A 12,505-nucleotide genomic window follows, 5' to 3' on the forward strand; every position below is an offset into this window, starting at 1 on the left:
CTATGCCGGCACAGGCCATCCGATCCGCAGAGATCCTGACCCTCCCGGCAACGGACGGGGAGTCCGGCACCGTAACGATTGCCATCAACCAGGTGGAGTACAGCAATGGTCCCGACGGGCCCGTTATCCATATCTTCGGCAGGGACGCCGAAGGGATGGCGCACCGGATCGATGTGACGGGATTTCTCCCGTATTTCTACGTGCCGGACGAGCAGGTGGGCCAGGCAGCTCCCCCGAATGTGACCATTGAACCGGAGACCGTGTACCGTTCCATCCGCGGCGAGAAACTCCGGCGGGTGTATACGGTCCGGCCCGGCGATGTGCGGGACCTAAGAGAGCGCTACCGGCATTTCGAAGCCGATATCCCGTTTGCAACGCGCTTTATGATCGACTGCGGGCTTACCGGTGCCGTGACTGTACAGAAAAACCCGGTGGACTACCGGGCGATCGTGCCGGCCGAGTCAAATGCCCCGGCCCGGGTCTGCATGATCGATATCGAATGCGAAGACGAACGGGGGTTCCCGGATCCCCAGCGCGATGCGATCATCTGCATCACCTGCCACGACTCGTTCGATAACGATTATGTTACCTTCCTCTTTGGCGGTGCAAGCCTGCCTGGGGAGATCACGGACAAGGTTACGGCCGGCGGCCTGAAAAACGGCTGCTTTAAGACCGGCGCCCATACGATCTGCACGTATGCGGACGAGGTTGCCATGCTCCGGGCGTTCAGCGCGTACATTGCCGGGCGCGACCCCGATGTCCTCTCGGGCTGGAACTTTGTCGAGTTCGATATGCCCTATATCACGGGCCGCATGGAAAAACTCGGGCTCTCGCCGGTGATGCTCGCCCGGCTGCCGGGCATGACCGAGCGAAATGCGCTCCGGGGCCGGGCGCTCTTCGATCTCCTCACCGGCTACAAGAAGATGCATTCGACCCTCAAGGAGTCCTACCGGCTCGATGCGGTGGCGCAGGAGGAAGTCGGGGAAAGCAAGGTCCGGTACACCGGCACGGTCTCCGATCTCTGGAAGAAGCAGCCGGCGCTGCTGGTCGAGTACAATTTCAAGGATGTCGAGCTCTGCGTGGCAATCGACAAAAAGGACAATATCGTCGGGTTCTACCGGGAGATCGCCCGGTACGTGGGCTGCCCGCTCGACAAGACGCTCAACTCCTCAAGCGTGATCGATGTCTATATTTTAAGGAAGGCCCACGGGAAGTATGTCCTCCCCTCGAAGGGATTTGCGAATGCCGAGGAGTTTGAAGGCGCGACCGTGTTCGAGCCGAGCAAGGGCGTGCGGGAGAACGTGATCGTCCTTGACTTGAAATCGCTCTACCCGATGGCGATGATGACGATCAATGCCTCGCCCGAGACAAAGGATCCGGAGGGCGAACTGGTGGCCCCAAACGGCATCCGGTTCAGGAAGCACCCGGACGGGCTGACCCGGAGCATCCTTTCGGAACTCTTAAAGGAGCGGGACGCGAGAAAGGCGCTCCGGAACACCTTCCCGTACGGTTCGCCGCAGTACCTTCTCTATGATATGCAGCAGAACGTGCTCAAGGTGATCATGAACACGTACTACGGCGTCTCGGGCTACACCCGGTTCCGGCTCTTCGACCGGGAGATCGGTGCTGCCGTGACCTCGGTGGGACGGGCGATCATCGAGCATACCCGGCGCATCATCGAACAGCAGGGCTACAAGGTGATCTATGGCGATACCGATTCCTGCATGGTGCAGATCCCGCCGCTCCCCCAGGATAAGACGATCGAGACAGCACGGATGCTTGAAAAGCAGCTCAATGCGAGTTACCAGGATTTCGCGCAAAAGGAGCTGCATGCCGACACCCATTACTTCTCGATCAAGTTCGAGAAGATCTATGCCCGGTTCTTCCAGGCCGGAAAGAAGAAGCGGTACGCCGGCAGGCTTGTCTGGAAGGAGGGCAAGGACGCCGACCAGATCGATATCGTGGGTTTCGAGACGAAAAGGAGCGATACCCCGCAGATCACAAAAATCGTCCAGGGAAAAGTGATGGAGATGATCCTTTCCGGCGTCGAATATCCCGAGATCAAGGCATACCTCGGCGGCATTATCACGAAGTACCGGGCCGGGAAGTACTCGCTCGACGAGATAGGGATCCCCGGCGGGATAGGAAAGTCCCTGGACGATTACGAGACCGACGATGCGCAGGTGCGGGGCGCCCGGTACGCAAACCAGCACCTGCACACGGAGTTCGGCAAGGGCAGCAAGCCCAAAAGGATCTATATCAAGGCGGTCACCGGGAAGTATCCGAAGACCGATGTGCTCTGTTTCGAGTATGCCGACCAGGTGCCAAAAGAGTTCGTGCCCGACTGGGAACTGATGCTTCAAAAGACCATCGAGCAGCCGATCTCCCGGATCATCGAGGCGCTGGGGTGGACGTGGGACGATGTCGATCCTGCGCATACCACGCTCGCCCAGTGGGGCTTTGGGTAATCCCGTGTATGGGCTCCTTTTTTAATGGGCGGTCTTTTGCCGGACCCGGCAAATTCCGGGGTGCCGGGCGTACCCTTGCAGCCGCACCTACGGGTGTTTCCCGCCCTCTTTCAACCGCTCGTTTAACTTTTTAATCTGGTCGCGGAGTGCAATCGCCCGCTCGAAGTCGAGGCTGTCTGCCGCGTCCCGCATCTGTTTTTCGAGATCGATTATCACGTTCGGGATCTCCGCCTTCGGGAGATATTTGGTGTCCTTGACCTCGACCTCTTTCTCCTTTACCGGTTTTATGATCGTCTGCGGGACGATATGGTGCTTTTCATTATAGGCGATCTGCAGCTCGCGCCGGCGCTTGGTCTCGGAGATTGCAGCCTTCATCGATTCCGTCATCGAATCTGCGTACAGCACCACCTTCGCGTTCACGTTCCGTGCCGCCCTCCCGATGATCTGGATCAGGCTGCGGGCATCGCGGAGAAACCCTTCCTTGTCCGCGTCAAGGATGCCGATGAACCCTACCTCGGGGATATCGAGTCCTTCACGCAGGAGATTGATCCCGACGAGCACGTCGAACTTGCCGAGCCGGAGCTCGCGGATGATCTCGGTGCGTTCGAGCGTCTGGATCTCCGAATGGAGGTACCGGGTCCTGATGCCCTTGTCGGCCAGGTACTCGGAGAGTTCCTCGGCGAGTTTTTTCGTGAGCGTGGTCACGAGCACGCGGTCGCCCCGGGCGATCGTCTTATTGACCTCTTCGATCACGTCAAGGGTCTGCCCCTCGATGGGCCGGACCTCGACCGCCGGGTCGACAAGCCCGGTCGGGCGGATGATCTGCTCTACCACCTGCGCGGAATGGTTCTGCTCGTACGGGCCCGGCGTTGCCGAGACAAAGACCACCTGGCGCATGTACTGCTCGAACTCGTGGAATTTCAACGGACGGTTGTCGAGCGCGGACGGGAGCCGGAAGCCGTAAGAAACCAGCGTCTCCTTCCTGGACCGGTCGCCGTTGTACATGCCGTGCAGCTGAGGTACCGTCTGGTGGCTCTCATCGATGATCATGAGAAAATCTTCCGGGAAATAATCGAGCAGGCAGTAGGGTTTCTCCCCGGCACTGCGCCCGTCGAAATGCCGGGAATAGTTCTCGATCCCCTTGCAGGAGCCGGTCTCTGATATCATCTCAAGGTCGAAGTTTGTCCGCTGCCGGAGCCGGTGCGCCTCGACAAGGCCGAGCGTGGGCAGCACCTCGTCGAGTTCTTCTTTGATGGAGATAATCGCCGCTTTCTGGGCGCTCTCGGGGGTGACGAAGTGCCGGGCCGGGTACACGTAGAAGTACTTCATCTCCTCTTTTTTTGCCCCGGTGTTCTTGTCCACCTCGCGGATCCGTTCGATCTCGTCCCCGAAGAGCTCGATACGGATGATATCGTTGAAGTACCCGGGCACGATATCGATGGTGTCCCCCTTGACCCGGAACTTCCCGGGCCCGAGATCGATATCGTTTCGCTCGAACTGGATATCGAGGAGCCTGCTCATGATCTCGTTACGCGAGATCTTCTGGCCCACCGAGAGGTCAAAGCCCATGTTCCGGAAGTTCTCAGGATTTCCCAGACCAAAGATGCAGGAGACCGAGGCTACCACGATCACGTCGCGCCGGAACGAGAGCGAAGCGGTGGCCGAGAGCCGGAGCATCTCGATCTTCGGGTTGATCGCCGAGTCCTTCTCGATGTACTGGTCTTTTGCCGGGATATAGGACTCGGGCTGGTAGTAATCATAATAAGAGACGAAGTACTCGACCCGGTTTTTCGGGAAAAAATCGCAGAACTCCTGGTAAAGCTGGGCAGCGAGCGTTTTGTTGTGGGCGATGACAAGGGTCGGCTTGTTCGCATTTGCGATCACGTTTGCCATCGTAAAGGTCTTGCCGGATCCGGTGACGCCAAGAAGCGTCTGGAACCGGGCATTGTCGGCAATCCCGTCGTTGAGCCGGGCTATCGCTTCCGGCTGCGATCCTGCGGGCGCAAATGCTGAGACAAGTTCGAATCCTGTCACGGTACTTAAGAGATCTAAAAGGGGATATTAAAGAGATCGCGCCTTGCGGCATGAAACTAAAACTGCCGTTAATAATTGGTGACGATAAGTTCGCTCACCGCCCCGCGCCGGCCTCCCTTGCAGTTGATCATCCTCCGTGCCGGCACCCGCTCGATATTGAATCCGGCATAGAGGTCTTCGAGAAACGAATCGCCGTTGCTCTCTGTCTTCGGGTCGGAGTTGCTTAACATCACCATCGCGCCTTTCCGGTCAAGGGCCTTGTAGAACCGTGCGAGCCGTTCCTGGTCGCGGTCGGTAAAACCGGTTCGGGAATAGGAGGTAAACGAGGCCGTGGCGCTGAGCGGTCGGTAGGGCGGGTCGAGATAGACAAAGGTTGTATCGTCCACGTACTTCCGGCACGCGGTAAAATCGCCCTGGATGATCCGGGTGTCCGTAAGGAGCGCCGATACGGCAAGGATGTTGTCGCGGTTCAGGATATCGGGTTTTTTGTACCTGCCAAACGGGACATTGAAACCGCCTTTTTTATTGACCCGGAACAGGCCGTTGTAGCAGGTATGGTTGAGAAAGACGAGCTGCGTCACGTGCCGGATCCCTGCAGCTTTGGGTATGCGGCGTCCTGCATCGGCCCGCGTTTCATTGAACCCGTCCCGCACCCGGTAGTAAAACGCTTCACGCTCCCGATCGTCTTTTCCTTTGAATGCGGAGTCGAGGATTTCGAGCTCGGCGATCAGGTCGCCGGCCGACTCCCGGATAACCTGGTACGCGAGGATGAGTTCGGGATTGATATCGCAGATCGTGCTCTCCGCAAACGGGAACCGGTGGCGAAAATAAAAAAACATCGCACCACCCCCGACAAAGGGCTCGACAAAGCGGGTGATGGACGGTTTCTTGCCCGTCTGGTCAGGAAGACGGCTCCCAAACTCACAAAGAAGCTGCGATTTGCCTCCTGCCCATTTCAGGAACGGTCGTGCAGGAGCAGTCATGATGCGAGGGAGCGCCGCCATAAAATCCGTCCTGTTTTAGGTATCTCATTACTCCGTTATGATACCATCACCATTGTTCACGGGAAAAAGACGCCCTGCCGCGGGCCGCTGTTTTCAGGGTTGCCTGCGGCGTTGGATCCTGCCGTTTTGACCGCAAGACTCATGGTATGTCCTGTCGTACTTTTGGATAAGAGAGCCTGATTCCCATGAGTAAACCGTTATTACTCTTCGTTCTTGTTGCCTGCGTGGCTGCCGGTCTCTGCCTGCCCCCGGCCGGGGCCGCGGGGGTCCCCGCCGCACAGACCACCGGCCCGCTGGTGGCAGCACCGGAACTCAACGTAACAAACGCCTCGCTTGCCAATGTAACGATCCCGGCACAATACCTTGCAACCCCCACTCCCCTTGAAGTAGGGATCCGCACAACCGATACCGGCCTTGACGGCCCGAAAGGCGAGATGTCGGGAGTTCCCCGGACGATCGGGTTCTCGTTGAGCCCGGAACTCATTGCGATAGTAATCATCCTGCTGGTTGCTGTCGGGGCCGGCGCGTGGTATTCCCTGAGGCAAAAGAGGGAGACAAAGAAGGAAGAATAACTGATCATCTTTTTCCTGTCGGATCCCCTTCCCTACGCGTGGTATAACCCATGATTCCTCCCGTTTTCAAAGAACGCCGGAACTACCTGATTGCCGGCCTTGTTGTGTTTTTTGCCCTCTTTGCCCTCTGGCTGCGCCTGCTTCCCGGTCTCTCGACCGGGACCACGGACATCATGAGCCTGGTGGCCATGGACGATCCCTTCTACAACCTGCGGCAGGTCGAACTGATCCTTGCCCACTTCCCGGGGTACGACTGGTTCGACCCGATGTCCTGTTACCCGCATGGCACGGTGGTCTACTGGGGCCCGCTCTTTCCCACGATCATCGCCACCGGCTGCCTGATCACCGGGGCTGCCACGCGTCCTGAGATTATCGGGACTGCCCTCCTTGCCACCCCGCTTTTTGCCGCCGCGATTGTCGTGCTCATGTACTATGTGGGGCGGTTTTTTGGCGACTGGAAGACCGGCCTCCTTGCATCGGGATTTACCGCGGCCGTCTCCGGGCAGTTTTATACGGTCTCTCTGTACGGGTACATCGATCACCATATTGCCGAAGTACTCTTCTCGACCCTGTTCTGCCTGTTGTACGGTTATGCACTGGTAACGGCCCGCGACGCTGCCATCGATCTAAACCAGATCGCAGTGCAGAAAAAAGTCCTCTTTTTGTCGTTTGTCGCCGGCATCGGGTACCTCCTGGGCCTCTTTGTCATGCCGACCATGATCCTCTTTGCCCTGATCGCGGGAGTGTACACGGTCGTGCAGTTCGTAACCGATGCGTACCGCGGGCACCGGACAGAATATCTCCTCGTGGTCAACGGCATTGTTTTTGTTACTGCTTCTGTGGGCCTGCTCATTTTCGGGATCAAGGACCCGGCACTGAACCTTTCGACCTATTCCATCGGGCATATCTATGCATATCTCGGTCTTGTCGCGGGAACGATACTTCTCTATCTTTTCTCCCGGTATTTAGCCGGGAAAAACCGATGGTATTTCCCTGCCGCGCTTGCCGGCTGCGCAGTTGCCGGCGCAGCAGTCCTTCTTGTCGCCGTCCCGCAGATCTACGGCCTGCTCATTGCTTCGCTCTTTAACTTTTTCGGCCAGGCACCGGTTACGCAGACCGTTCTTGAGGCCCGGGGCTGGTCGCTTGAAAATGCATGGAGTTCGTTCAACTACGGGCTGATCCTCTTTGCCGGTGGATTTCTCGTCCTTGCGTGGAAAAATTTCCGGAATATCCGCCCGCACCAAGTCTTTCTCCTTGCATGGTCTGCGGTGATCTTTTTTGCCACCTGGCAGCACGTGAGGTACGAGTATTACCTCGCCATAAACATCGCGCTGCTCTCCGCTGTCCTTGTGGGATTTGCCGCAGAAGAGGCATGGCCGGCCGTGCGCCGGGCCATCGGGGCTGCACGGAATTCCCGTGATGCGGGACCAAATGATGGCAGTATTCCTTTGGAAGGCCGTAAGAAAACACCGAAAAAAGCAAAAAAGGCTGCCGCAGGGACTGCCGCATCCGATTACCCGGTGCTCGGGTTTTTTGCAGTGGCAGTCCTTATCGCAGTACTCTTTACCGGTACTTCGGTGTATGACATCTATTCCAGTGCCTCCCTGGGGGGCATACGGCTCGATCCCGACTGGGAGGAATCGCTTGCCTGGATGGGCAACAACACGCCGGACCCGGGCGTACAGTACCTCGGAGTGTACGATCAAACGACCTTTGCGTACCCCGCACAGTCGTACGGCGTCATGTCGTGGTGGGACTACGGGCACATGATCACGTACATTGCAAAAAGGATCCCGAATGCAAACCCGTTCCAGGCCGGGGTGTCAGGGCCTGACGGGGCAGCGGCCTTCTTTGTCACTACCTCTGAAGAAACGGCGGACACGATCCGCGATCACGACGGGATCAGGTACGTGGTCACGGATATCCTGATGGATACGGGCAAGTTCCCGGCAATGGCAACGTGGTATAACCAGACCCTTGCCGAAATGCCATACATGCCCACGATGTACGTCCCGGACCCGTCCACTGCCGGCAGGTACGAACCCGCAATGCTCTATACCGGCGATTATTACCTTACCATGGTCTCCCGGCTTCAGAATTTCGACGGTTCGATGACAAATGCATCCGGGTGCATCTACATTGAATATGCCGACGGGAAGACTGCAAATGCATCGCTGCCGGTCATCACCGGGGCAGTACCGATGGATAATTCTACTGCCGCGGGAGAACGGGCCCAGGAGTACAACAGGAATGCCCCGGCCGGGCACCATGCCGGTGTTATCGGAGTCTCGATCGCAAAGCCCGCAGTGACCGTCCCTGCCCTCCGTCATTACCGTCTCGTCCACGAATCGCCGACCAATGTGTTTGGTTCCGGTACTCCCGATATAAAATATGTCAAGGTTTTTGAATATGTCAGCGGGGCGCATATCCGGGGGACAGGGGTCATCGAGCTGCCACTTGTCGCCAACACCGGCCGGAACTTCACGTACCGTCAGGAGAGCATAAACGGCGAATTTGTCGTGCCCTATGCAACGGGCGGGAGCACCGGCGGGGTTACGGCAACCGGAAACTACCGGATCCAAGGCACCGGAAAAGAATATGCCGTGCCGGAAGAGGCAGTTGTACAGGGGCTGACGGTACCCTAATCCGGCAGCATATTATCCTGTTAAAAACCGGATAACCCGCAGCCGGTGCAACGGCCCCTTCCGGACGTACCGGAGAAGGTACGCAATGCCGCACATAGCCGCGATAAAGACCCCTGTACAGATCAGGAACGGGAGCGGGGCAAGACGGATCCCGGCAGGCGCAATCACGCCGGCAATTATCGTGATGTGGATGATATACAGGGCAAGGGAACATTCCCCCATGGCAAGGAGCGGATCGAAATACCGGGCCATGCGGGAGAAGAGATCGGCACTGCCGAACAGCGCGAGAATAAGGCCGGCCATACCGATGCAGAAACCGGGCGTTGCGGGGTAGAAGATCTCGATATACCCGAACCGGACAAAATGCGGGCCGGAAAAGAACGTCCAGAGTGCGGTACCGCAGCAGATGCAGCCGAGGGCGAGCATTGCCGTTTTTGGCGTTGCAAAGGAGCGGGTCTCTCCCCCGCGCCAGCGGATTACACCCAGCTCTGCACCGAGGAACGCAAAACCCAGCCAGGGAATGACCGGGAACCAGCCCGAAAACAGCCAGGAACCGGCCACCATGCCCGGCGTGATACTGCCAAGGCTTCCTGCCGCAAGGGCAACCGGGATCTGGATCGGCTGGGCCGTATAGCCAAAGAAGTACCAGAATACCGGGCCGCTACAGAAGATCCCGGCAATGAGGGCCCGGCGGATCGTTTCCCCGCCCTGGAGGAAAAGGTACGTCAGCGGCAGCGCAATTCCTATCAGGTAGAGGACATCCATTCCCAAAAACGGGACAAATCCCCAGACCGCTGCGTCAAGTACCGCCGCAACCGCAAGGACAAGCCCGCCCCGCACAAAAAAATGGCCCCAGCCGTACTTCTTTCTGGTCACCGAGAGCGCGACCATCATCCCGGAAAGGAGAATAAAGAGCGGGGCGGCAAGCGAGGCAAGGAGCCGGAATATCCCCGGGGCCGGGGAGAGGAGGAGGTACGGGACCGTATTTGCCCCGATCATCAGCACGATGGCGCACCCTCGGAGGAGGTCAACGGAGCGATCGCGGGACACCGCGGTATTTCCCCTGCCGCCGGCCGCGATCCTGCAAATTCCCCCGTGCGATCGTCCCGTGCCGTACTGCCCGCTGACCGGTACCGGGGGATCCTCCATTATACGAGCACCGCTCCTATCAGGTTCCCGGCGATCTGCAGCGCTTCGATCTCGCTTGTTGCCCATTCCCTCTCGCCGGTATCGGAGAACCCCACGAAGCCCCAGAGGGCATCGTTTTTGAAAAGCGGCAGGACCGCGATGGAATTAATGCCCCGGTCCTCAAAGAACCGGCGTTCCGTATCGGGGAACTTTTTCACATCGCCTGCGATCGTATTCCCGCTGCCCAGAAGAGAACTCCACAACCGCGAGGTAAACACCAGCGACTCGGTGCCCGAGAGCGAGACGGTTTTCTTCCCGCTGATCCCGGGATCGATCCAGAGGTACTGGACCGTTGCCCCGGTACGTCCTTCCCGCCCGGGGTTCATCCGGAAGATACAGACGCTTGCTGCATGGACGGCAAACCCGACGTGTTCGAGGATCTCGAGGATTCCTGTCTGGAGGTTCTTTTCATAGCGCGGGTCGTCCACCGGGATCATGTTTTTCCTGCGCAGGTACCATTCGGTGGCAAAGCTGATGGCAAGCAGCAGGTTGTCGCGCTTTTTTATCTCCGCATCGAGCCGGTGGCGGTGGAGTGCCAGTTCGATGGCAAAAGCGAGTTCCCGCTCATTGAACGGCTTGAGGATGTATGCGTACGGCTGCATGTCCTTTACCCGCGCGAGCGTTTTGTCATCGGCATACGCAGTGACAAAGATCACCGGTACGTCATCAGCGAGCCGGATCTTTTTTGCGGTCTCTATACCATCGAGCGGCGAATCTTCCAGAACGATATCCATTAAGATGAGATCCGGGAGATGTTCTGCGGCCCGCGCCAGTGCCTCGTCGCTGTTTCCGGCCGGGGGAATGATTGTGTATCCCATGCCGGTCAGGACCACTTTGAGGTTCTCTGCAACGATCAGTTCGTCTTCGACAATCAGTATCCGTGGCCGGTCCCGCGGTTCCATGGTCATTTCCCCCTGGCGGGAACGGTGATGGTAAATTCCGTCCCGTTCTCCCGGTTGAGCCGGACGGTCCCTTTGAGCTGGCGCGCGAGCATGAGAACCAGGTTAAAACCGAGCGATTCTGCATTCTCCCAGTCGAAATCTTTGGGTATTCCCTTACCATTGTCCCGGACCACGAGCGTGATCCCGTTCTCGTCTTTTCTCCCGGTCAGTACGATCTCGCCGCCCTGCCCGGTCCCGGTAAACGCGTACTTCAGCGCGTTCGAGATGAGTTCGTTTGCAATGAGGCCGAGCGGGATTGCCGTCGTTATCGTGACGATGAGGTCCCGGGCATCCGTGGTGACCCGGATTCCCGCCCTGTCTACCCCGTAGGCTACCATGAGGTTGCCGGCAAGGTTACGCAGGTACCGGTCGAAGTCGATCGAGGTCAGGTCGCCCGATTTGTACAGGTTCTCGTGGATGAGCGCCATGGACTTGATCCGTGTCTGGCTGTCCATGAGCGCTGCGCTGCACACGGGATCCGGTGTCTTCTTCTCCTGGAGGTAGAGCAGGCTGATTATCACCTGGAGGTTGTTTTTTACCCGGTGGTGGATCTCTTTGATGAGCACGTCTTTTTCAGAGAGCGAGGCCTGGAGGCGCTCTTCTGCCCGGGACCGCTGCGCAACCTCGGAGACGAGCGTCTCGTTTGCAAGCGCGAGCTCGGCGGTGCGTTCGATGACGCGCTGTTCGAGCTGTCCGGTCAGCCTGGCGAGATCGGTTTGCGCTTTTTTCCGGAGCGAGATATCTTCGATAACCAAAATAGCATAGGCCGGGCGGTTCGCGTCTCCCCGGACCGGGGAGATGAATGCCTGGCAGGTGACCTCTGTCCCGTCGTTTTTCCGGCATGCCAGTTCGCCGGAATACCCGGGCAGGGTCCCGTGCATGACGGCGGCGATTGCCGCACTGGTGTCGCGCCGGTCATTGGGTGCGGTGAGCGTCATGAGGTCTGACGGTATTCCCGTTGCCGGGTACCCGAGGATCTCTGAGAACCTCCTGTTGGCAGAGACGATCTGGTCTCCTTCTCCAATCTCGGCTATTCCTACCGCAGCCTGGTCAAAGGTTGCCGCGAGCCGGTCCTTGCTCCGGGTAAGTTCGCGTTCCACGTCCTGGAGATGGATGACATCCGAAAGGATGGCAAAGAGGCCGATCACGACACAGCCGTACCCGCCGATCCTTAAAAAAAAGAACAGGCTTCCCGGGGAACTGTCGGCCTGCGTGAGGAGCAGGAAATGGGAGATCGAAAAGAGCGTGTACGCAAAACCGAAGTACAGGGGCGTGAATTTACGGATTTTCGTATATCCCCAGATGCTTAAGAGAACGATGATGAGGGAAAAGACAAGGTTGATGATAACGGGTATGTCAGGGACGATCCCGCTCATGGGTCTCCCCCCGCGTATACCTTTGGGCTCATCTGCCGCAATGCTGTCTGCATACCTTATTTTTCGCGTTTTGCACTGGCATAAACCCGGCGATGAGTGAAATTAATTTTGCACTCTAATCGGGCCCGGATTCAAAATCCGGCCGATTTTCTGTGAAATAATTTTTTCACTCAACTCTTCCTTTATCAGTTCCGGCCGTTAACGATCAAAAATAAAAAAAGCCGGACACAGTAGCCTTTTTACCGGGATCTTCCCTTATTTTGGGAACGGTACCGGG

General features: G+C 58.0%; 8 protein-coding genes. 3 read left to right on the forward strand and 5 right to left on the reverse strand.

The window, feature by feature from the left end; translation table 11 throughout:
* Positions 1-2 precede the first annotated feature (2 nt).
* Complete coding sequence (locus BP758_RS00460; RefSeq protein ID WP_292367638.1) at positions 3-2,468, forward strand: DNA-directed DNA polymerase; 2,466 nt, start codon at positions 3-5, stop codon at positions 2,466-2,468.
* Positions 2,469-2,555: 87 nt separating this feature from the next.
* On the opposite strand, the gene uvrB is transcribed toward BP758_RS00460, so the two are convergent.
* Positions 2,556-4,502 carry an excinuclease ABC subunit UvrB gene (gene uvrB / locus BP758_RS00465; RefSeq protein ID WP_292367640.1) on the reverse strand — a complete coding sequence of 649 codons (1,947 nt, stop codon included), beginning with the start codon at positions 4,500-4,502 and terminating at the stop codon, positions 2,556-2,558.
* A gap of 68 nt (positions 4,503-4,570) precedes the next feature.
* Positions 4,571-5,506: a DNA adenine methylase gene (locus BP758_RS00470; protein ID WP_292367642.1), complete on the reverse strand. Its 936-nt coding sequence runs from the start codon at positions 5,504-5,506 to the stop codon at positions 4,571-4,573.
* Between the two features lie 185 nt (positions 5,507-5,691).
* On the opposite strand from BP758_RS00470, the gene BP758_RS00475 reads away from it, so the two are divergent.
* Both BP758_RS00475 and BP758_RS00480 read left to right on the forward strand, forming a co-directional pair.
* Positions 5,692-6,078: a hypothetical protein gene (locus BP758_RS00475; RefSeq protein ID WP_292367644.1), complete on the forward strand. Its 387-nt coding sequence runs from the start codon at positions 5,692-5,694 to the stop codon at positions 6,076-6,078.
* A gap of 50 nt (positions 6,079-6,128) precedes the next feature.
* Positions 6,129-8,723 (forward strand): oligosaccharyl transferase, archaeosortase A system-associated, encoded by a 2,595-nt coding sequence (locus tag BP758_RS00480; protein ID WP_292367646.1) that lies wholly within the window; start codon positions 6,129-6,131, stop codon positions 8,721-8,723.
* Positions 8,724-8,735: 12 nt separating this feature from the next.
* Here BP758_RS00480 and BP758_RS00485 read toward each other — a convergent pair whose 3' ends face one another.
* Genes BP758_RS00485 through BP758_RS00495 form a run of 3 tightly spaced genes read right to left on the reverse strand, consistent with a single transcriptional unit; the run spans position 8,736 to position 12,228 of the window.
* On the reverse strand, positions 8,736-9,872 hold the full coding sequence (locus tag BP758_RS00485; RefSeq protein WP_292367648.1) for a heparan-alpha-glucosaminide N-acetyltransferase domain-containing protein: 1,137 nt from the start codon (positions 9,870-9,872) through the stop codon (positions 8,736-8,738).
* A complete protein-coding gene (locus tag BP758_RS00490; RefSeq protein WP_292367650.1) occupies positions 9,872-10,819 on the reverse strand; it encodes a response regulator in 948 nt (315 codons plus the stop codon). Before BP758_RS00490 ends, BP758_RS00485 begins: the two co-directional genes overlap by 1 nt.
* The gene (locus BP758_RS00495; RefSeq protein ID WP_292367652.1) at positions 10,816-12,228 is read right to left on the reverse strand and encodes a sensor histidine kinase; all 1,413 of its coding nucleotides are present in this window, start codon (positions 12,226-12,228) and stop codon (positions 10,816-10,818) included. The genes BP758_RS00490 and BP758_RS00495 overlap by 4 nt, the downstream gene beginning before the upstream one ends.
* Positions 12,229-12,505: the final 277 nt, after the last annotated feature.

This window comes from Methanoregula sp. UBA64, assembly GCF_002502735.1.
Lineage (GTDB): Archaea > Halobacteriota > Methanomicrobia > Methanomicrobiales > Methanospirillaceae > Methanoregula.